The organism is Nocardioides anomalus (genome assembly GCF_011046535.1).
In the GTDB taxonomy this organism is placed as follows: Bacteria; Actinomycetota; Actinomycetes; order Propionibacteriales; family Nocardioidaceae; genus Nocardioides; species Nocardioides anomalus.
Genome location: NZ_CP049257.1, coordinates 3,740,489 through 3,760,515, shown reverse-complemented (window position 1 = coordinate 3,760,515; position 20,027 = coordinate 3,740,489). Strand labels below are relative to the sequence as shown.

Sequence of the window (20,027 nt, the reverse complement as noted above, 5' to 3'; positions counted from 1 at the left end):
GTCCGGGCTAGGGTGCGACTGCCCGGAGCCCACAGGGACGGCGCCCGGAGACGACAGAGGTGTGCGGGGACGTGACCCAGAGCCTGTCCGGGGTCCTGCTCGTCGAGGACGACGAGGGGGACGCGCTCCTCGTGCGCGAGTGCCTCAAGGACGCGGGGCTCGCCGAGGCCGACGTCACCTGGTGCCGCACCGTCGCCGAGGGCGTCGAGGCGCTGGCCCTGGACCCCGCCTGCGTGCTGCTCGACCTGGGCCTGCCGGACGCCTCCGGGCTCAGCGCGCTGCACACCGTGGTCGCCGAGGTCACCAGCATCCCGGTCATCGTGCTCACCGGCCGCCACGACAAGGCCGGCGTCGAGGCGGTCGCCGCGGGCGCGCAGGACTACCTGATCAAGGACGACCTCACCCCCGAGCTGCTCGACCGCACCATCCGGTACGCCGTGCAGCGCCGCCAGACCGCGGTCACCGAGCTCCAGCTGCGCGAGGAGCGCCTGCTGGCCGCGGAGAACTCCCGCCTCGAGCGCGGGCTGCTGCCCCGCCCGCTGCTGCGCTCGGACTTCGTCAGCTGCCACAGCCACTACCGGCCCGGCCGCGCGCAGGCCGTGCTCGGCGGCGACTTCTTCGACGTGGTCGAGACCGAGGACGGCCGGGTCCGCGCGATCATCGGCGACGTGATGGGCCACGGGCCGGACGAGGCCGCGCTCGGCGTGCACCTCCGGGTCGCGTGGCGCGGGCTGGTCCTGGCCGAGGTGCCGCCCGAGCAGATCCTCGACACCATGTCGCGGCTGCTGGACGCCGAGACCTCCGGCGGGATCTTCGTCACCGCCTGCGACCTCACCATCGACCGCGACCTCGCCGTCGAGGTCCGGGTGGCCGGGCACCCGCCGCCGCTGCGCTGCGTGGGCGGCGAGGCGTCGTACGTCGACGTCGGCTTCGGCCCGCCGCTCGGCATACACGTCGACGGCGACGACCAGTCCGAGTTCCCGGTGACGCGGTCCGCGCTGGCGCCGGGGGCGTCGCTGCTGCTCTACACCGACGGGCTGCTCGACGCCTACCGGAGCGTGGACGACCTCGGCAGCGTCGGCCTGGACGAGCTGCTCGCGGTGACCGCCGACGTGCTCACCGGCGGCGCCACGCCCGAGCAGCTGCTCAGCTCCGTCGTGCACCGCGCGCCGACCCAGGCCGTCGACGACACCGCGCTCGTCGTGCTCACCGTGGGAGAGCCGGCGTGAGCTCCGCGGGCGCCTGGAGCCTGCGCACCCGCACCTTCCGCGCCATCGCCGGCGTGCTCGCGCTGCTGCTGGCCCTCCTGGTGGCCGTCGCCTACCTGCTCTGGAACGTCAAGCAGACCGGGGACGAGCTCCTCGACCACTGGGACCCGGCGTACCAGGTCAACCAGAACCTCCTCAACGCCATGGTCAACGAGGAGACCGGCATGCGCGGCTACGCGCTGGGCCAGGACGAGGCGCTGCTCGAGCCCTACGACGTCTACACGCTGCTGGAGACCGGCGCGCAGGGCACGCTGCGCGCCTACGTGCGCGACGAGCCCGAGCTCCTGCGGCTCTACGACGCCACCGTCACCGCGATCACCGCCTGGCACACCGACTACGCCGAGCCGATCATCGCCGCCGTGCGCGCGGGCGACACCGGCGCCGGCGAGCGCGCGGCCTCCGAGGAGGCGCGCGCGTCGTTCGACCGGATCCGCGCGGCCTCGGCCCAGCTCACCCAGGCCCTGGACGACAAGCGCGCCGAGGTCTCCGACGAACGCGAGCGCGCCTTCACCTATCTGTGGATCGCCGGCGGCGTGGGGACGGCGCTGCTGCTGTTGACCGGCCTCGCGCTGGCCCGCGGGCTGCGCCGCGGCGTCCTGCGACCGATCGACGGTCTGGTCGCCCAGACCCGCCAGGTCGCCCGCGGCGACCTCGACCTGGAGATCGCGCAGGAGGGTCCGGCCGAGATCCAGGGGCTCGCCGCCGACGTGGACTCCATGCGCGGGTCGCTGGCCAGCCAGATCGGCCGCCTCGAGCGCGCCCGCGAGCGCATCGCCGAGCGCAGCGCCGAGCTGGCCCGCTCCAACGCCGACCTCGAGCAGTTCGCCTACGTCGCCTCCCACGACCTCTCCGAGCCGCTGCGCAAGGTGACGAACTTCTGCCAGCTCCTCGAGCGCCAGTACGCCGACCAGCTCGACGACAAGGCCCGCACCTACATCGCCTTCATGGTCGACGGCGCCAAGCGCATGCAGATCCTCATCAACGACCTGCTCGACTTCTCCCGCGTCGGCCGCACCACCGACCAGTTCCGCCCCGTCGACCTCGAGCTCAAGCTCGAGCGCGCCCTGAGCAACCTCGAGCTCGAGCTCCAGGAGTCCGACGCCGTCGTCGAGCACGACCCCCTGCCCACCGTCCCGGGCGACGCCACCCTGCTCACCGCGCTGCTGCAGAACCTGGTCGGCAACGCCGTGAAGTACCGCGACCCGTCCCGCCCCCCGCACGTGCGCATCTCGGTCGAGCAGACCGCCGACGAGTGCACCATCACCGTCGACGACAACGGCATCGGCATCGACGCGCAGTACGCCGAGCGGATCTTCCAGATCTTCCAGCGCCTGCACCTGCGCGACCAGTACGGCGGCACCGGCATCGGCCTCGCCCTGTGCCGCAAGATCGTGGAGTTCCACCGCGGTCGCCTGTGGTTGGCCGAGAAGGACGGGCCGGGTGCTAGGTTCCAGTTCACCCTCCCCACCACGCAACCCCACCCGGAGACGGCGGACGATGATGAACCCGCGCTACCCGTTGCGACCTGACCAGCCGCTCTCCGTGCTCCTCGTCGAGGACGACCCCGGCGACGTGATGATCGCCCGCGAGGCCCTCGCCGCCGGCCGGCTCTCCACCGACCTGAACGTCGTCTCCGACGGCGTCGAGGCCATGAGCTACCTGCACCGCGAGGCGCCGTACGGCGAGGCCATCAAGCCCGACCTCATCCTGCTCGACCTCAACCTGCCGAAGAAGTCCGGCCACGAGGTCCTCGCCGAGGTCAAGCAGGACCCCGACCTGCGCCGCATCCCCGTCGTCGTGCTGACCACCAGCCAGGCCCAGGACGACGTGATGAAGTCCTACGACCTCCACGCCTCCGTCCACGTCAGCAAGCCCGTGGACTTCGACCAGTTCGCCGAGGTGGTCCGTCAGATCGACGACTTCTTCGGGAACGTGGCCGAGCTGCCCGAGTAGCCCTCCTCCTCGCTCGTCCCTCGCTCGTCGTCGGGCCACTCCAGCAGCTCGGCGACGTTCCCGAAGAAGTCGTCGATCTGACGGACCACCTCGGCGAACGGTCCCAGGTGTCGGTTCGGGTGGTGCGACGATGGCGTCAGGTCATCGAGCGCGACGAGGAGGTGACCTCGTGGTCCGTGGTGGGCGGAGGCCGTGGCGCCTCGCGGTCGGCTCCTGCGTCGTGGTGCTCGGGCTGGCGGGCTGCTCGTCGGGTGCGTCGCCGCGCGCCGGGTCGACGCCCGATCCGACCCTCGCCTCTTCGTCCCTCGGTTCGTCCTCTGGTTCGTCCTCGTCGCCCCGACAGACGCCGTTGAGCGTGCCGACCGCGACCCCACTGGATGCCCCAGTCCCCACGGACGACGAGCAGCTGCGCGACGAGCTGCTGGACATGCTGGCCGCCGACCAGCTGGAGCGGACCGGGGGCGGGCTGCCGCCGGGGACCAAGCTGCCGCCGGCGCGCGACTACGACCGGGCGCAGCGGCTGCGGCGCATCGTCGAGGTGCGTGGCTGGCCGACCCACGACCAGGTGGGGAAGCAGGGCGGCACCGCGGCGTGGCTGGTCGCGCAGCACGCGGACTTCGACGTGGCGTTCCAGCAGTGGGCGCTCGCGCAGATGACGGTGGCCCTCCGTGCCGGGCAGGCCGACCGGACCGAGGTGGCCTACCTCGCCGACCGGGTCGCGGTGAACACCGGCGTGCCCCAGGTCTACGGCAGCCAGGTGCGGTGCCGGGACGGGGAGCCCCGCCCCGCGACCCCGCTCAAGCGGCCCGACGACGTGGACAGCCTCCGGCACCGCGCCGGCATGGACCCCCTGGCGACCTACTACGCCGAGCTGGCCCTGATGTGCTCCGACGAGGCCGCGGCCGGTCAGGAGGCGGGCCCGGGCTGACCCCTGGGGTCGGCTCGCCCCACAGAGCTGCTCCACGCGCCGGAAGGTCGAGCGGATGGCCGTCGAGTCGCCGTCGAGCGTCGCGGTCACCAGGCCGAGCGAGCCGGCGGGCGAGGTCGTGCAGCACCCGTCGCTGGTCAGGGGTGAGGCGCTCGGGGACCTCGAGCCCCAGGACGCCTCCTCGGGCGGGTGGGTGGTGCCGTCAGCAGGCCGAGGGCTGCCGGGCGCCCGGAGCCAGGCAGCTCGTGGTCACCTTCGGCTTCTTGCCGGCACGGGTCTTGGCCGTGGTGACCGTGCCGACGAGGCCCGGGGCGGTGACCGTGACGGTGATCTTGGTGCCGCGCGGCAGCGAGGCGCCGGCGAGCTTCTTGCCGACCTTGAGCTTGCCGGGCTTCTTGGCCTTCGAGGTCTGCGACCTCGTCCCCTGGGGGCACGCCTTCCCGCGGCAGGAGACCTTGATCGTCTCCCCGCCGGCCAGGCCCTTGACGGTGATCGTGCGCCAGCGCGTGACGTCGCCCTTGGCGGACGCCGCGACCTTGACCTTGGCGGCCACGCGCTGGGGAGCCGGCGGCGGGGGGCGGAGCGAGGCGGAGGAGCCGGCCGTTCGCCCGGTCCGTGACGTACGCCGTGGTGCCGGCGGCGGCGACGTCCCAGGCCTTGGTCCCGGCGGGCAGGGTCAGCGACTCCCGGGTGCCGTCGGGGTGCACGACGAGCACGCTCGACGTACCCCCGTTCAGGGCGGAGGAGGCGACGTAGACGTCCGAGCCGACGCTGGCCACGCCGTACGGGTCGGACAGGCCGGTGGCGAAGGAGCCGAGCGGTCCGCTCGCCGCGGCGGGGGCGACGCGGCCGACGCCGCCACCTCCGTCGTAGGTGACCAGCACCGCGCCGTCCGGCGCGATCCCGATGCCGGTGGGGCCGGAGGAGCCGGCCGGGGCGGTCCAGGTGGCGGTCACCGGGAGGCTGTCCGCGGCGTCCAGGGTCAGGCGTCGTACGACGTCGCCGTCGTGGTCGGGGACGATCAGGCTGCCGGCGCCGACCACCAGGTCGAAGGCCGTGCCCTTGCCGGACCGGTAGGTCAGGGCGTTGGAGCCGTTGCCGTAGTTGACGACCGCGATCTCGCTGGCGCTCGCGCAGCCGTCGGTCTGGGGCAGGCTGAGGTAGGCCTTCCCGTTCCCTCCGTCGACCACGCCGACCGGCCCGCAGTGGCCGGCCGGGACGGAGAGGAAGGTCGGGTTCGCCGGGTTGGCCGGATCCACCACGGCGATCTTCATGAGGGAGGGGACCGTCGCCCAGATCCGGTTGCCGACCACGGCCACGTTGGCCGGCAGTCCGCCGAGTGCGGCGGTCTGCGTCACCTCACCGGAGGGGGCGATCCGGGCCAGCGTGCTGGGGGTGGGCTGGCCGGTGGAGCCGTCGTACCGCTCGACCGCGACCCACGCCGACCCGTCCGCGGCCACCGCCACTCCGTTGGTCGCCTGCGCACCCGGGATCGCGATCGGCGTCACGACCGGGGCCGCCTGCGCCGGTGCCGCCGCCCCCAGGGCCAGAGCGGACGCGAGCAGGGCGAGGGTGATCGAGACGGCCGCGCGGCCGCGTCCCCGTGTCATGTCGCCGACCCTAGGGAGCCGGTACGCCGAGCGCCAGCCTCGTCGAGTGGAGGGTATCTCGCCCGCCGCGTGTCGGCCGGAGGCGGCCCAGCGCACTAGAATCGGGCAGTGCTCAGGCTCTACGACACCCAGACCCGCGAAGTCCGTGACTTCGTGCCCCTCGAGGAGGGCAAGGCTGGGCTGTACCTCTGTGGCCTGACGGTGCAGTCGGAGCCGCACGTCGGGCACGTGCGGAGCGCGGTGAACTTCGACGTGCTCCAGCGCTGGCTGCGGCACTCGGGCTACGAGGTGACGTTCATCCGCAACGTCACCGACATCGACGACAAGATCCTGACCAAGTCGGCCGAGCAGGGCCGGCCCTGGTACAACCTGGCCTACGACATGTCGCGCGAGCTGGCGCGGGCCTACGAGGCGCTCAACGTCGCGCGGCCGACCTACGAGCCGGCGGCGACGGGGCACGTGCCGGAGATGGTCGAGCTGATCTCGGAGCTGATCGAGCGGGGCCACGCCTACGCCGCGTCGGACGGCAGCGGGGACGTCTACTTCGACGTGCGGTCGTGGGCGTCGTACGGCGAGCTGACCCACCAGCGCATCGACGACATGGAGGCGGCGGCCGACGCCGATCCGCGGGGCAAGCGCGACCCGCGCGACTTCGCGCTCTGGAAGGGGCACAAGGCGAGCGAGCCCGAGACCGCGAGCTGGCCGAGCCCGTGGGGCCGGGGGCGGCCGGGGTGGCACATCGAGTGCTCGGCGATGGCCGGCAAGTACCTCGGCGCGGCCTTCGACATCCACGGCGGCGGCGTGGACCTGCGCTTCCCGCACCACGAGAACGAGCAGGCCCAGTCGCGCGCGGCGGGCCGGCCCTTCGCGTCGTACTGGGTGCACAACGCCTGGATCACGACCGCGGGCGAGAAGATGAGCAAGTCGCTGGGCAACAGCCTGCTCATCCCGTCGGTGCTGGAGCGGGTGCGGGGCATCGAGCTGCGCTTCTACCTGGTGGCGGCGCACTACCGCAGCCACGTCGAGTTCTCCTTCGAGGCGCTCGACGAGGCCGCGGCCGGGTTCCAGCGGATCGAGAGCTTCCTCGAGCGCGCCGGTGGCGTCGAGCGCGCCGAGGTGCCGGAGGCGTTCGCGGCGGCGATGGACGACGACCTCGGTACGCCGGCCGCGGTGGCGGTCCTGTTCGACACCGTGCGCGACGGCAACCGCGCCGACGACCCGGCGCCGTACGCCGCGCAGGTGCGGGCCATGCTCGACGTGCTCGGCCTGGACCCGGCCGACCCGGCGTGGCCGAGCAGCGGCGGGGCCCAGGACGAGAAGCTCACCAGTGCGGTCGACGCGCTGGTCGCCGGGCTGCTCGAGCAGCGGCAGGCGGCACGCGAGGCCAAGGACTTCGCCACCGCCGACGCCATCCGCGACCGGATCAAGGCCGCGGGCATCGAGGTCGAGGACACCCCGACCGGACCGAAATGGAGTCTGGCCTGATGCCAGGGAACAGCCAGCGCAAGGGCTCGATCCGCAAGACCGCCAAGAAGCCGACGGCGGGGTCGGGCGGCCGGGTCCGTCGCGGCCTGGAGGGCAAGGGTCCGACGCCCAAGGCCAAGGACCGCCCGTACCACAAGGCCCACAAGGCCGCGAAGAAGGCGGAGAAGACCGCCGCCTCGCCGAGCAGGAGCCCGAAGCGCCGCACCACCGGCGACGCCGAGTGGATCGCGGGCCGCAACTCCGTGGTCGAGGCGCTGCGCGAGGGCATCCCCGTCCAGACGCTGTACGTCGCGGAGGGGGCCGAGCGCGACGGCCGGCTGCGCGAGGCGTTCCGGCTGGCCCAGGACAAGGGCATGGGGCTGCTCGAGGTCACCAAGAACGAGCTGGACCGGATGACCAGCGGCGCGGTCCACCAGGGGCTGGCGGCGCGGATCCCGGCCTACGAGTACGCCCACGCCGACGACCTGCTCGAGCGCGCCCGCGAGGCCGGCGAGGAGCCGCTGATCGTGGCCCTCGACCAGGTGACCGACCCGCGCAACCTCGGCGCGGCCATCCGCAGCGCGGCGGCGTTCGGCGCGCACGGCGTGCTCATCCCCGAGCGGCGCGCGGCGGGCATGACCGCCTCGGCGTGGAAGACCAGCGCGGGCGCGGCCGCGCGCATCCCGGTGGCCCAGACCGTCAACCTCACCCGCCAGCTCAAGGCCTACCAGGACGCCGGCTGCATGGTGGTCGGCCTGGCCGCCGACGGCGACGTCAGCCTGCCCGACCTCGACCTGGCCGACGGGCCGCTGGTGGTGGTCGTGGGCTCGGAGGGCGACGGCCTGTCCCGGCTGGTGGCCGAGACCTGCGACCAGCTCGTCTCCATCCCGATGGCCAACCAGGTCGAGTCGCTCAACGCCGGGGTGGCCGCCTCGGTCGCGCTGTACGCCGTCGCTCAGGCGCGCGCCTAGGAGTGCGCCCGGGAGTCCGCCGAGGGGTGCGCCGCCGGCTGCTCGTCGGCACCGCCTACGTCCTGACGTGGGTCGTGCTCACCGTGGTGTGCGCGGGCGCGCTGTTCCTGCACAGCAGCCGCGAGACCACGCTGGCCAGCCACGACGCGGTGCTGCGCCCGGACCTGTCCGGCCACGTCGTGCTGCTGACCGGTCCGGTGCTGCCCGACGTGCGGGTGCCGACCGACAGCCGGTTCGGCGTCGAGATCACGCTCGGCAAGACCGACGCGGCCAGCACCGCGGACCTGGTGGACCGCTACGCGCTCATCGCCAGCCAGCCCGAGGGTCCGCAGGCCCGGGTCCAGGAGGTGCTGGCCGACCTGGCCATCGAGTCGGTGGTCCGCGGCGGCGCGCTGGCCCTGCTGCCGATCGTGCTGTGGCTGCTGGTCGGGCCCCGGCGTCGCCACGCGCTCGTCGACCGCCCGCGCAGCCGCCGGCGCACGGTCGCGCTGCTGGCCCTGGTGGCGCTGGTCGGCGTGGTCGCGCTCCAGCCGTGGGAGGACGACGAGGACACCCTGGACCGCGAGGAGGGCTGGGAGAGCCTGGCGCGGTTCCTCGGCCCGGACGTGCCGATCCCCACCGAGCTGCAGCGGGTCGAGGTCCGCGGCGACGTCACCACCAGCCAGACCCGGCGCCTCGTCGAGAGCGCGGTGGGCACCTACCGCAACGGCGAGACCTTCTACCGCGAGGCCGCCGAGGCCGCGGCCGACCTCGACCTGCGCCGGCCGGAGGACGGCGAGAGCCTGGTGCTGCTGGTCAGCGACCGCCACGACAACATCGGCATGGACCGGGTGGCCCGCGCGGTGGGCGACGCGGCCGGCGCCCAGGCCGTCTTCGACGCCGGCGACGACACCTCGACCGGCAGCACCTGGGAGGCCTTCTCGCTGGACTCCCTCGACGCCGCCTTCGACGACGGCCCGTACGCCGACGTCAAGTGGGCCGTCACCGGCAACCACGACCACGGCACGTTCGTGGGCCGCTACCTGGCCGACCACGGCTGGACCGTGCTCGACGGGGACGTGGTCGACGGTCCGGCCGGCGTCCGGCTGCTCGGGGTCGGCGACCCGCGCTCGAGCGGCCTCGGCAGTTGGCGCGACGAGTCGGGGCTCACCTTCGACGAGGTCGCCGACCGCATCGCCGACGCCGCCTGCGCGGCCGAGGCGGACGGCGAGCGCATCGGCACGGTCCTGGTCCACGACGCCAACATGGGCGACGAGACCCTGGCCCGCGGTTGCGCCGACCTGGTCCTCGGCGGTCACCTCCACGTCCAGGGCGGACCGACCGAGGTGACCGGCGCGAACGGCGCGGTGGGCTACAGCTACACGACCGGCACCACCGGCGGCGCGGCGTACGCCATCGCCGTCGGCGCCGCCGTCCGCCGCCCGGCGGGGATCTCGCTGGTGACCTACCGCGACGGCCGCCCCGTCGGCGTCCAGGCGGTGACCCTCGGCACCACGGGCGACTTCACCGTCGACCCGTACGTCGTCCTGGCGCCCACCGGGCCGAGCGAGGAGTAGCGGTACCCCGGAGCCGGGAACCCCCGACCCGTGACCGCCGTCACCTTTCGCGGCAGGCGTCGTTGTCGGACTAGTACACGTTCTAGTTCCGCGCCTGGAGGACCCCGTGCCCCGACTCCCCGCGAGCGCCGCCCTGACGGCCGTGCTGGCCCTGGCGCTCGCCGCCTGCGGCTCCCAGCTCGACCCCGACGAGGTGGCCGGCGCCACCGGCGGCTCCGGTGAGACGGTCAACTCCGCCGGTGAGGCCGTGCCCGGCACGACCACCGGTGGCGACACCACCACGGCCGGCGGGACCACCACCGCCGGGGGTGCGCCGGCCGGCGGTGGCAGTACGACGAGCGGCACGACCGGCGGCAGCACCGGCGGCACCGGCGGCGGCACCGGAGGCACGACGGGCGGCTCGGGCGGCGGCACCACCGGCGGCGGCGGTGGCGGCGGCAAGGGCGACCAGAGCGACGACGACAACTCGGCCAACGGCGGCGGCAAGGGCGCGAGCTGCGACGGCTTCCAGAACGGCCCCGGCATCACCGACTCCGAGATCACCATCGGCAACGTGGCCGACGTCTCCGGCCCGGTCCCGGGTCTGTTCCAGTCCAGCCAGGACGCGGTCAAGGCCTACGTCGCCTACTTCAACGCCACCAGCGACATCTGCGGGCGCAAGCTCAACCTGATCACCTACGACAGCCGCACCGACGCCGGCGCCGACCAGCAGGCCTACACCAAGGCGTGCGCGGAGACCTTCGCGACCGTCGGCTCGATGGGCGCCTTCGACTCCGGCGGGGCCGCGACGACCGCCTCGTGCGGCCTGCCCGACATCCGCTCGGCCGCGGTGACCAAGGACCGCAACTCCTGCGCGACCTGCTTCCCCGCCCAGTCGACCAACACCGGGGAGTGGGAGAACGCGCCGGGGGAGTTCATCAAGCAGAACTACCCGGACGCCGCCGCGCACGCCGCGGTGCTCTACACCAACGCCGGCGCGGCGGCCGAGAACGGCCCGGCGTCGGCCCGGGCGATGGCCAAGCAGGGGCTCACCTTCGACGTGGTGCAGGGCATCGACGTCTCGGAGTTCAACTTCGCGCCGTACGCCCAGCAGCTCAAGGACAAGGGCGTCAAGGCGGTCTTCTGGACCGGGCCCTACCAGTACTCCGTGCGGCTCGCGCAGGCCTTCCAGCAGGTCGGGTACGAGCCCGACGTCTACCTCCGCGACCCCACCGACTACATCCCCGACTACGTCAGCTCCGGCGGCGACGCCGTGGACAAGACCGTCGTGTTCTTGAACTTCGTGCCCTTCGAGGAGGCCGACAGCAACAAGGAGATGCAGCTCTACCTGAGCTGGCTGCAGCAGGTCAGCCCGGGCGCGGACCCGTCGTTCTTCGGCGTCTTCTCCTGGTCGGCGGCGCGGCTGTTCGTGGAGAAGGCGACCGAGCTCGGCGGCAAGCTGAGCCGGCAGACGCTGGTCGACGCGCTGAGCAAGACCGACAACTGGACGGCCAACGAGCTCACCGCGCCGCAGCACGTCGGCAGCAAGCGCACCGGTGACTGCTGGCGCTTCATCCAGCTCAACGGCGGCGCCTGGCAGCCGGTGGGCGGCAGCAAGTACCTCTGCGCCGGCACCAACCAGGGCTGAGGGGACGACGATGAGCAGCTTCCTGGCCTACACGCTCTTCGGGCTGTTCTCCGGTGCGGCGTACGCCATCGCGGCGAGCGGGCTCGTGCTGACCTACGCCACGACCCGGGTCTTCAACATCGCCCACGGCGCCCTCGGCATGCTGCTGTCCTTCGTGTTCTGGGACTTCAGCGTCCGCCAGGGCCTGCCCACGCCGGTGGCCCTCGCGCTGGTGCTGCTGGTGGTCGCGCCGGCCATCGGGTGGTTCCTGTCCCGGTTCGTGGCCAAGGGCCTCGGCGACGCGCCGGCCGGCGTCGCGCTCGTGGTCACCGTCGCGCTCCTGGTGGGCTGCATCGGCGCCGCCCAGCAGATCTACCCGGTCGAGTCGCGCACCGTGCTGCCGTTCTTCGCGGGCACGACGTTCACCGTCGCCGGCGCCACCATCACCGCCCACCAGCTGATCACGATCATCGCCTCGGTCGTCGTCGCGGTCGGCCTGTTCGTGCTCCTCACCCGGACCCGGATCGGCACCGCGATGCGCGCGTCGGTGGACAACCCCGAGCTCCTCCGGCTCTTCGGCGGCAAGCCCGACCGGGTCGCCACGCTGGCGTGGATGATCGGCGTCTCGCTGGCCGGGCTCGGCGGCATCCTGCTGGTCTCCACGGTCGGGCTGGACTACTACGCGCTCACCCTGCTGGTCATCAACGCCTACGCCGCGGCCATGCTCGGGAGGCTCACGAGCCTGCCGCTCACCTTCGCGGGCGCCATGGGTCTCGGCCTGCTCACGTCCTACGTCACGGCCTACGTCCAGGTCGACGGCGTCCTGGGCCAGGCCAAGAACGTCGTGCCGGCGCTGTTCCTCTTCGCCGTCGTCGTCGCCCTGCCGCAGGCGCAGCTGCGCATCGGCCAGGTCAAGGGCACCGTCTCCGCCCCGCTGCCCCCGCTGCGGCGCACGCTCGGCTGGAGCCTCGGCCTGGTGCTGCTGGTCAGCCTCATGGCCGGGGCCGCGTCCGAGGCGAACCTGCTGCTCATCGGCACCGCCGCGACCTTCGCCATCGTGATGCTCTCGCTGGTGCTGCTGACCGGGTACGGCGGGCACGTGTCGCTGGCCCAGCTGACCTTCGCCGGCGTCGGCGCCCTCACCTACGCCAAGCTCGACCAGCCCAACCTCTACGGCCTGCTCGTCTCGGCCCTGGTCGCCGCCGGCGTCGGGGCGCTCGTCGCGCTGCCGGTGCTGCGCCTGACCGGGCTCTACCTCGCCCTGGCCACGCTCGCCTTCGCCGCGATCATGGACAAGATGGTCTTCCAGGCCGACTTCGCCTTCGGGTTCAACAACACCCTCCCGGCCCGCCGGCTCTCCTTCCCCGGTGTCGCGGTGGAGTCCACCGGTCCCTACGTCGTGGTGATGACGCTCTTCCTGGTCCTCATCGGCTGGGCCGTGCTGCTGCTGCGCCGCGGCGCGGTCGGCCGGATGCTCATCGCCATGCGCGACAGCCCCGCCGCGTGCGGGACGCTGGGGCTGGACCTGCGGTGGTTCCGCGTCGGGCTCTTCGCGCTGTCCGCGGGCATCGCCGGGGTGGCCGGGGCGCTGTTCGCCGGGCTGCGCCAGACCGTCGGCGCGGGCGACTTCATCTACTTCAACAGCCTGCTGCTCCTGCTCTGCGCGGCCGTCTTCGGCGTCACCTCGGTGACCGGCGCGGTGCTCGGCGGCGTCGCGCTCATGGAGCTGCCGGTCCTCCAGGCCGACCACCCGTCGGTGGCCGGGCTGATGTTCGTGGTCCTCGCCGTCGGCGCCGTGCTGCTGGCCCGCGACCCCAACGGGCTGGCCAACCAGCTGTTCACGCTGGGCCGACTGGCCGAGCGGCGCATCGGCCCCTCGATCCGGGCCAGCCTCCCGGTCCTGCCGGGACCGGCCGCGCCCGGCGACGAGCCGGAGGCGCCCGTGACCGCGACCGAGACCGCGCCCGAGACGAAGGTGCCGGCCCATGCCCACTGAACCCCTGCTGTCCGTGGAGGACGTCGTCGTCCAGTTCGGCGGCGTCACCGCGGTCGACCACGCGTCCTTCGTGGCCGAGGCCGGCCGGGTGACCGGCCTGATCGGTCCCAACGGCGCCGGCAAGACCACCTGCTTCAACGTGATCAGCGGCCTGCAGAAGCCGACCCGCGGCCGGGTCCGCTTCCGCGGTCGCACCGTCTCCCACACGCCGGTGCACCGCCGGGCCAAGCGGGGGATGGGCCGGACCTTCCAGCGCCTGGAGGCGTTCGGCTCGCTCACCGTGCGCGACAACGTCCGCGTGGCCCACGACATCCACCGCGGCCTGCTCGGCCTCGTGCGGCCCTCGCGCGCCGACGTGGACGGGCTGCTCGAGCGGGTCGGCATCGCGGCCTACGCCGACGAGCGGGCCGACTCCGTCCCGACCGGCACCGCGCGGCTGCTCGAGCTGGCCCGCTGCCTGGCCGGCGACCCGCGGCTGCTGCTGCTCGACGAGCCGTCCTCGGGCCAGGACGAGACCGAGACCGACGCGTTCGGTCAGCTCCTGCGCGACCTGGCCGCGGAGGGTCGCGGCATCCTCATGGTCGAGCACGACATGGACCTGGTGATGTCGGTGTGCGACGAGATCCACGTGCTCGACTTCGGCCGCGTCATCGCCTCCGGCTCGCCCGCGCAGATCCGCCGCGACCCGGTCGTCCAGCAGGCCTACCTCGGCGCGGTCGACGAGCCCGACGGGCCCGACCAGACGCTCGTGCTGCCCGCGGTGCAGGAGGTCGCAGGATGAGCGTCCCCATCCTCGAGGTCGTCGACGTGCACGCGGCGTACGGCCGGATCGAGGTGCTCCGCGGCGTCGACCTGACCGTCCCCCAGGGTGCGGTCGTCGCGCTGCTCGGCCCCAACGGCGGCGGCAAGTCGACGCTCACCACGATCATCAGCGGCCAGAAGAAGGCGACCTCCGGCGACGTCCACCTCGGCGGCGTCAACGTGCGCGACGCCCGGCCGGAGGACCTGGCCCGGGTCGGGCTGTGCACCGTGCCCGAGGGCCGGTCGGTCTTCCCCAACCTCACCGTCGAGGAGAACCTCCGCCTCATGTCGTACGCCGGCGTCGCGGCCCCGGCGGTCCTCGACACGGCGTACTCCTTCTTCCCGCGCCTGCACGAGCGCCGCCACCAGCTGGCCGGGACCATGTCCGGCGGCGAGCAGCAGATGCTGGCCATGTCGCGCGCCCTGGCCTCCGACCCGGCGCTGCTCATCCTGGACGAGCTGTCCATGGGGCTCGCGCCGCTCATCGTCGACGAGCTCTACGCGACGGTCGCGCAGATCGCCGCCACCGGCGTCTCGATCCTGTGCATCGAGCAGTTCGCCCGCACCGCGCTGCGGGTCTCCGACTACGCCGCCGTCATGGTCGGCGGCCGGGTCGTCGCGACCGGCGAGCCCGGCGAGGTGCTGGCCACCATGTCCGACGTCATCCTGGGAGGGGCGGCATGAAGCGCGTCGCAGGTCCTGTCCTCGCCGCCGGACTGGCGGCCACCTCGCTGGGCTGGACCGTCCCGGCGCACGCCGCGGCCGCCGCGAGCGGCACGGGCGGCGCCTACAGCGGCTACAGCAGCAGCGGCGTGGCCACACCGGTCAAGATCGAGGTCTTCGAGCCGACCATCCCGCTGCCCACGGTGCCGCAGGGGGAGGTCGACCTCGGCTACAGCAAGGTCAAGGCCAACTCCGCCGGCTCCAGCGGCCGGGCCAGCTTCCTGTGGCCGGGCGATGCGATCGGCGAGGGGCTCAAGACCTTCTTCGAGCAGCTCGGCCTGCCGTCGCAGCCGGTGGAGGACGGCTACCCCGTCCAGGTCAACTCGCAGTACCCCTCCGACACCACGACCCAGCAGAACACCCCCGCGCCCGGCGCGTCCATGACAACCACGTCGGCCAAGGGCGAGGCCCGCTCCACGGTCGGCTTCTCCACCGACTGCGACGCCGGCGACGGCGGCGACACGGGAGGCGACGACGGGTCCGGTGACGACGGCGGACCCGGGGACGACGGGTCCGGCGACCAGCCCCTGCTGCCCGGGCTGCCCGACCTGCCGCTGGTCGACAACCTCGACGACGTCCTCGGGCTGCTCGGTCTCGGGCGGACGTCGTCGGGCCCGTCCGCGTCGCCCCAGGCCGACCCGTCCGGTGACGCCGAGCCGCCCGCGACGCAGCCCCCCGCCTGCCAGCTGCCCACAGCGCTCGCGGCCGTGGTGGACGTCAACGGCTACGTCGCCGACGCGCACTCGGTCTCCGACGGCGCGAAGGTGACGACGACGTCGCGGGCCGCGCTCGGCGACGTGCGCCTGCTCGGCGGCCTGGTCACGCTGTCCGGCCTCTCCACCACCCTGGTCGCGGCCAGCGACGGGGTCACGGGCGAGGCCAAGGGCCGGGCCGACTACGGCACGCTCACCATCGCCGGACAGACCTTCGGCATCGGCCCGGAGGGGTACGTCGCCCAGGGCACGCCCGCCCCGATCCCCGGGCTGCCGGACGACCCGGCCGCCGCGCTGGCCCAGCTCGGCATCACCCTCGACCTGCCCCAGCCGGTCTACAAGGCCGACGGCGACAAGGCGTCCGGCACCGTGGAGGGGCTCGTGGTCACCGTCGACCTCAAGACGCTCGAGCCGGTGCTGTCCCGGCTCGACCTCGGCCCGCTGCTGGCCCAGGTCCCGTTCCCGCCCGAGGCCGCGCCGCTCAAGAGCCTGCTCGGTGCCGTCGGCCAGCTCTCGCCGCGCCTGGTGCTGCACCTCGGCTACACCACCGCCGCGGTGGACACCGTCCAGCCGCTCAAGATCCCCGCGACCGTGCCGGACAACGACCCGACCGACGAGCCGTCGGACGAGCCGAGCGACGAGCCGACCGACGCGACCACCGGCGGCGCGACCGGCGGCGGCAGCGACGGCGGGGGCGCGGGCGGCGTCGGCACCGGCACCGTGCCGCCACCGGCCGGCGTGCCGACCACGTCGACGCCCGAGGCGACCCCGGCGCCGCTCACCGACGCCGCGCTCACCGCGGGCCTGCCCCCGCTCTTCTCGATCCCGATGTTCCTGCTCGTGGCCGGGCTCGGGGGCGCGGTGTTCGCGGGCAGCCACGTGCGCCGTCTCGGCGCGCTGGTGCTCGGCGGCGCCGGCCCCTGCGCCCACGGTCTCGAGTCCGGTCTGCCCGATCTGCGAAAGGTCCAGTGATGACGACCCTGCCCGCCACCCCAGCCAGCGGCTCCCGCCTCGGCTCCGGCACCGCGCTGCCCCGCGCCGGTGCGTCCCGCAGCGGCGCGGCGCCGCTGAAGGACGACCACTCCCAGCTGTTCCAGAGGATGCTCTTCTGGGTCGGCGCCACGCTGCTGCCGCTCGGGCTCGTGGTCATCCTGCTGGGGTGGTACGGCGTCGCGAACACGCCGTTCGGCTTCGACCAGCAGTCCTACATCATCTCCGGCGGCTTCGGCGGCCTCGCGCTCACCTTCGTCGGCGGCTTCCTCTACTTCGGGGCCTGGCTGGCCCGGATCGCCGAGGACAACCGCGACGCCCAGCGCCGGCTCGCCGACACGCTGCTGGTGCTGGCCGACGTGACCTCGCGCGCGGCCTCGACGACATCGGACGGGCTCGACGTCTCGGCCCTGCCGGTGACCGCGGGCGACGGCACCACGATCCACCGCCGCGACTGCGCGCTCATCGCGCACCGCGACGACCTGCGCGCGGTCGGCGAGGACAACGGCGGCCTCACCGCCTGCCGGGTCTGCCGGCCCTGACCGGTCAGGCGTCCGGCGTCACCGTGGCGGGCGCCGAGGTGATGGCCTCGTCGGGCTTCGTGCGCAGCACGGTGTCGATGTAGTCGGCGGCGGCGTCGAAGGTGTCGATGTCGTGCCCGGCCTGCTCGGCCAGGAACCAGCGGTGCTGGAGCACCTCGTGGAAGACCTCCGCGGGCTCGAGCTTGCCGGTCGCGTCGCCGGGGATCATCGCGATGACCGGCTCGTAGACCTGGTCCAGCCACCGGCTGGCCACCAGGTGCCGGTCCTCGCGGCCCAGGTTGTAGTGCGCGGTGTACGACGCGATGTCGTTGAGCAGGCGCCGGGCCTGGGCGTCCTCGACGTGCAGCCCGGTCAGTCCCTGGAGCTCGCGCTGGTGGTGGCCGGCCTCGACCACCTTGGGCTGGATGCGGACCTGGTCGCCGTCGAAGTCGGTGATGATGTCGAGCTCGTCGACGTCGAAGCCGAGGTCGTTGAGCTTCTCGATGCGCCGCTCGATGCGCCACATCTCGTCCGAGCTGAACTCCTCCTCGCCGGTCAGCTCGTCCCACAGCGCGGCGTAGCGCTGCTCGAGCATGACCACCAGGTCGTGGGCCTGGACGTGCTGGCTGAGCGACTCGCTGGCCTGCAGGTCGAGCAGCTCGGCGAAGACGTTCTCGGTGGCGATGGTGACGTCGTACTCCCGCATCTGCCGCGACAGCGTCGGTCGCAGCTCCCCGGTCTCCGCGTCGACGAGGTATGCCGCGAAGCCGCCCGCGCTGCGCCGGAACAGCACGTTGGACAGCGACACGTCGCCCCAGAAGAAGTCGGCCAGGTGCAGCCGGACCAGCAGCACGACCAGGGCGTCGACCAGGGAGGGCAGGCTGTCGTGGGACAGACCGTGGCTGAACAGCGAGCGGTAGGGCAGCGAGAAGCGCAGGTGCTCGGTCAGCAGGGCGCTGGGCAGCTCCTCGCCGTCGGCGTCGACCCGGCCGGTGACCACGCCCTGCGGCACGACCGCGGGCAGGCCGAGCCGCTGCAGGTCGCGCAGCAGGCGGTACTCCCGGAACGCGATCTCCTCGACCGTCTCCTTGACCGCGTAGACCCGGTCGTGCAGGCGCACGATGCGCACCACGTGGCGCGACAGGCCGCGGGGGAGCGGCAGGACCCAGGGCTCGCCCCACTCCTCCAGCGGCACCGACCAGGGCAGCGTGACGATGGCCGGGTCCGGCCGGCTCGCCACGATGCGCAGGGCCATGGCGCCACGCTAGTCCCTCACCAGGGCAACCTCCGCGGGTCGAGGAGGACGGCGCCCGGGCCGCGCTCGGCCAGGTCGTCGTGCGGGTTGGTGAGTGCGCAGGACTTCAGCGAGAGGCAGCCGCAGCCGATGCAGCCGTCGAGCCGGTCGCGCAGCAGCTCGATGCGCCGGATCTGCTCGTCCAGCCGCGGTCGCCACGCCTTGCTCAGCCGGTGCCAGTCCGACTTGGTCGGCGTCCGGGAGTCCGGCAGCGTGGCCAGCGCCTCACCGATCTCCTCCAGCGTGAGCCCGATCCGCTGGGCCGTGCGCACGAAGGCCACCCGGCGCAGCGTGGACTTGAGGTAGCGCCGCTGGTTGCCGGTGGTCCGCTCCGAGCTGATCAGCCCGCGCTCCTCGTAGAAGCGGATGGCCGACGTCGCCACGCCCGAGCGCTCGGCGAGCTGTCCGATGGTGAGCACGACCTCAAGTTTACTCGAGGTTGCCGACCAACTAGAACGCGTTCTAGTCTGCGTCGGTGCTGACCGCGGGCGACGAGATCCGGTCGCTGCTCGGCGCCTACTGCCGGCTGGTCGACGCCGGCGACTTCGACGGCGTCGGCGCGCTCATGGCCCGTGCCGTGCTGTGCACCGAGGACGGCACGCCGGTCGCCCGCGGCGCCGACGAGGTCGCCCGGCTGTACGCCGCCACGACGCTGCGTCACGAGGACGGCACCCCCGGCACCCAGCACGTCGTGGCGGGCACCGAGCTGGCGGTGGCGGGCGAGCGGATCACCGCGCGCTCGTCGTACGTCGTGCTCCAGGCCCTGCCCGCCCTCCCGCTCCAGCCGGTCGTCACGGGGTCCTACCGCGACACCTTCGCGCGCGACGACGCCGGCTGGCACTTCGTCGAGCGCCGCTTCGGCGTCGGCCGGACCGGCGACCTGTCCCACCACCTCGCCCCGGGAGTCCTGGCATGAGCGCCCGCACCGTCGTCGTCACCGGAGCCGCCTCGGGCATCGGGTTCGCCACCGCCGAGCTGTTCCGCGACCTCGGCGACACCGTCATCGGGCTCGACCTCAGCGCCTCGGTCCCCGAGGGCGTGCGGTACGTCGAGTGCGACCTCGGCCGCACGGAGTCCATCGGCGCCGCCGTGGCCGGCTTCGGCGTGGACGGCATCGACGTGCTGGCCAACGTGGCCGGCATCGTGCAGTTCGGCCGCTTCGAGGGCATCAGCGAGGCCGAGTGGGACCGCGTGCACGCCGTCGACCTCAAGGGCCCGTTCTTCCTGATCCAGGCCGCGATGCCGCTCATCCGCGCGGTCCGCGGCACCGTCGTCAACGTGAGCTCGGTGGCCGGCAACGTGCCGCAGGCCTACTCCGCGGCGTACTCCGCGGCCAAGGGCGGCCTCACCCAGCTCACCCGCGCGCTGGCCCTCGAGCTCTCGCCCGAGGGCATCCGGGTCAACGCGGTCTGCCCCGGCACCGTCGCCACGCCGCTGGTCGACCACGTGGCCACGATCTTCCCCTCCGACCTCGACCCGCGCGTCGCCGACCGGCTGATGATGATGCTGCCCGGCCCCGCCATCGCCCCGGCCGAGATCGGGTCGGCCATCGTCTACCTCGCCTCGGCCGAGGCGCGGATGATCACCGGCACGGTGCTGGCCTTCGACGGCGGCATGAGCTAGGAGCACGCGA

Annotated in this window: 19 protein-coding genes; 15 read left to right on the top strand and 4 right to left on the bottom strand. The window is 73.4% G+C overall.

What is annotated here, in order from left to right; all coding sequences use genetic code 11:
- Positions 1 to 71: 71 nt before the first annotated feature.
- The 3 genes from G5V58_RS18815 to G5V58_RS18805 are packed head-to-tail and all read left to right on the top strand — an operon-like array spanning position 72 to position 3,221.
- Positions 72 to 1,229 (top strand): SpoIIE family protein phosphatase, encoded by a 1,158-nt coding sequence (locus G5V58_RS18815; RefSeq protein ID WP_165236210.1) that lies wholly within the window; start codon positions 72 to 74, stop codon positions 1,227 to 1,229.
- A complete protein-coding gene (locus tag G5V58_RS18810; RefSeq protein WP_165236207.1) occupies positions 1,226 to 2,797 on the top strand; it encodes a sensor histidine kinase in 1,572 nt (523 codons plus the stop codon). Before G5V58_RS18815 ends, G5V58_RS18810 begins: the two co-directional genes overlap by 4 nt.
- Entirely contained in the window at positions 2,766 to 3,221 is a 456-nt protein-coding gene (locus G5V58_RS18805) for a response regulator (protein ID WP_165236204.1), read from the top strand. Before G5V58_RS18810 ends, G5V58_RS18805 begins: the two co-directional genes overlap by 32 nt.
- On the opposite strand, the gene G5V58_RS26420 is transcribed toward G5V58_RS18805, so the two are convergent.
- Positions 3,176 to 3,310 carry a hypothetical protein gene (locus tag G5V58_RS26420; RefSeq protein ID WP_268991232.1) on the bottom strand — a complete coding sequence of 45 codons (135 nt, stop codon included), beginning with the start codon at positions 3,308 to 3,310 and terminating at the stop codon, positions 3,176 to 3,178. The two genes, G5V58_RS18805 and G5V58_RS26420, sit on opposite strands and share 46 nt — an antisense overlap.
- Before the next feature lie 266 nt (positions 3,311 to 3,576).
- On the opposite strand from G5V58_RS26420, the gene G5V58_RS18800 reads away from it, so the two are divergent.
- Positions 3,577 to 4,149 carry a DUF6624 domain-containing protein gene (locus G5V58_RS18800; RefSeq protein ID WP_165236201.1) on the top strand — a complete coding sequence of 191 codons (573 nt, stop codon included), beginning with the start codon at positions 3,577 to 3,579 and terminating at the stop codon, positions 4,147 to 4,149.
- 137 nt (positions 4,150 to 4,286) lie between these two features.
- Here the strand turns inward: G5V58_RS18800 and G5V58_RS18795 are convergent, their stop codons facing one another.
- The gene (locus tag G5V58_RS18795; protein ID WP_165236198.1) at positions 4,287 to 5,759 is read right to left on the bottom strand and encodes an NHL repeat-containing protein; all 1,473 of its coding nucleotides are present in this window, start codon (positions 5,757 to 5,759) and stop codon (positions 4,287 to 4,289) included.
- Positions 5,760 to 5,867: 108 nt separating this feature from the next.
- Here G5V58_RS18795 and cysS point away from each other — a divergent pair, with 108 nt between their 5' ends.
- From cysS to G5V58_RS18750, 9 genes are all read left to right on the top strand, one after another.
- Complete coding sequence (gene cysS / locus G5V58_RS18790) at positions 5,868 to 7,244, top strand: cysteine--tRNA ligase (protein ID WP_165236195.1); 1,377 nt, start codon at positions 5,868 to 5,870, stop codon at positions 7,242 to 7,244.
- Complete coding sequence (gene rlmB, locus G5V58_RS18785) at positions 7,244 to 8,194, top strand: 23S rRNA (guanosine(2251)-2'-O)-methyltransferase RlmB (protein WP_165236192.1); 951 nt, start codon at positions 7,244 to 7,246, stop codon at positions 8,192 to 8,194. Before cysS ends, rlmB begins: the two co-directional genes overlap by 1 nt.
- Positions 8,195 to 8,196: 2 nt before the next feature.
- A complete protein-coding gene (locus tag G5V58_RS18780) occupies positions 8,197 to 9,750 on the top strand; it encodes a metallophosphoesterase (RefSeq protein ID WP_165236189.1) in 1,554 nt (517 codons plus the stop codon).
- Positions 9,751 to 9,856: 106 nt separating this feature from the next.
- Complete coding sequence (locus G5V58_RS18775; protein ID WP_165236186.1) at positions 9,857 to 11,377, top strand: ABC transporter substrate-binding protein; 1,521 nt, start codon at positions 9,857 to 9,859, stop codon at positions 11,375 to 11,377.
- 10 nt (positions 11,378 to 11,387) lie between these two features.
- A complete protein-coding gene (locus tag G5V58_RS18770; RefSeq protein WP_165236183.1) occupies positions 11,388 to 13,352 on the top strand; it encodes a branched-chain amino acid ABC transporter permease in 1,965 nt (654 codons plus the stop codon).
- Entirely contained in the window at positions 13,342 to 14,133 is a 792-nt protein-coding gene (locus tag G5V58_RS18765) for an ABC transporter ATP-binding protein (protein WP_165236180.1), read from the top strand. Before G5V58_RS18770 ends, G5V58_RS18765 begins: the two co-directional genes overlap by 11 nt.
- Complete coding sequence (locus G5V58_RS18760) at positions 14,130 to 14,837, top strand: ABC transporter ATP-binding protein (RefSeq protein ID WP_165236176.1); 708 nt, start codon at positions 14,130 to 14,132, stop codon at positions 14,835 to 14,837. The genes G5V58_RS18765 and G5V58_RS18760 overlap by 4 nt, the downstream gene beginning before the upstream one ends.
- Positions 14,834 to 16,561: a choice-of-anchor P family protein gene (locus G5V58_RS18755; RefSeq protein WP_165236173.1), complete on the top strand. Its 1,728-nt coding sequence runs from the start codon at positions 14,834 to 14,836 to the stop codon at positions 16,559 to 16,561. Before G5V58_RS18760 ends, G5V58_RS18755 begins: the two co-directional genes overlap by 4 nt.
- A complete protein-coding gene (locus G5V58_RS18750; protein WP_165236170.1) occupies positions 16,561 to 17,121 on the top strand; it encodes a hypothetical protein in 561 nt (186 codons plus the stop codon). Before G5V58_RS18755 ends, G5V58_RS18750 begins: the two co-directional genes overlap by 1 nt.
- A gap of 4 nt (positions 17,122 to 17,125) precedes the next feature.
- On the opposite strand, the gene G5V58_RS18745 is transcribed toward G5V58_RS18750, so the two are convergent.
- Positions 17,126 to 18,355 (bottom strand): DUF4032 domain-containing protein, encoded by a 1,230-nt coding sequence (locus tag G5V58_RS18745; RefSeq protein ID WP_165236167.1) that lies wholly within the window; start codon positions 18,353 to 18,355, stop codon positions 17,126 to 17,128.
- 17 nt (positions 18,356 to 18,372) lie between these two features.
- Positions 18,373 to 18,813, bottom strand: coding sequence for a redox-sensitive transcriptional activator SoxR (soxR, locus tag G5V58_RS18740; RefSeq protein WP_165236164.1), 441 nt, complete (start codon positions 18,811 to 18,813; stop codon positions 18,373 to 18,375).
- 56 nt (positions 18,814 to 18,869) lie between these two features.
- Here soxR and G5V58_RS18735 point away from each other — a divergent pair, with 56 nt between their 5' ends.
- Positions 18,870 to 19,310 (top strand): nuclear transport factor 2 family protein, encoded by a 441-nt coding sequence (locus G5V58_RS18735; protein ID WP_165236161.1) that lies wholly within the window; start codon positions 18,870 to 18,872, stop codon positions 19,308 to 19,310.
- A complete protein-coding gene (locus G5V58_RS18730; protein ID WP_165236158.1) occupies positions 19,307 to 20,017 on the top strand; it encodes an SDR family NAD(P)-dependent oxidoreductase in 711 nt (236 codons plus the stop codon). Before G5V58_RS18735 ends, G5V58_RS18730 begins: the two co-directional genes overlap by 4 nt.
- Positions 20,018 to 20,027: the final 10 nt, after the last annotated feature.

Excerpts from the sequence above, each read along its gene's own strand:
- G5V58_RS18805 (WP_165236204.1), top strand. The coding sequence starts at position 2,766 with ATGATGAACCCGCGCTACCCGTTGCGACCTGACCAGCCGCTCTCCGTG.
- G5V58_RS18795 (WP_165236198.1), bottom strand. The coding sequence starts at position 5,759 with ATGACACGGGGACGCGGCCGCGCGGCCGTCTCGATCACCCTCGCCCTG.
- rlmB (WP_165236192.1), top strand. The coding sequence starts at position 7,244 with ATGCCAGGGAACAGCCAGCGCAAGGGCTCGATCCGCAAGACCGCCAAG.
- G5V58_RS18770 (WP_165236183.1), top strand. The coding sequence starts at position 11,388 with ATGAGCAGCTTCCTGGCCTACACGCTCTTCGGGCTGTTCTCCGGTGCG.
- G5V58_RS18765 (WP_165236180.1), top strand. The coding sequence starts at position 13,342 with ATGCCCACTGAACCCCTGCTGTCCGTGGAGGACGTCGTCGTCCAGTTC.
- G5V58_RS18760 (WP_165236176.1), top strand. The coding sequence starts at position 14,130 with ATGAGCGTCCCCATCCTCGAGGTCGTCGACGTGCACGCGGCGTACGGC.
- G5V58_RS18755 (WP_165236173.1), top strand. The coding sequence starts at position 14,834 with ATGAAGCGCGTCGCAGGTCCTGTCCTCGCCGCCGGACTGGCGGCCACC.
- G5V58_RS18750 (WP_165236170.1), top strand. The coding sequence starts at position 16,561 with ATGACGACCCTGCCCGCCACCCCAGCCAGCGGCTCCCGCCTCGGCTCC.
- G5V58_RS18745 (WP_165236167.1), bottom strand. The coding sequence starts at position 18,355 with ATGGCCCTGCGCATCGTGGCGAGCCGGCCGGACCCGGCCATCGTCACG.
- G5V58_RS18730 (WP_165236158.1), top strand. The coding sequence starts at position 19,307 with ATGAGCGCCCGCACCGTCGTCGTCACCGGAGCCGCCTCGGGCATCGGG.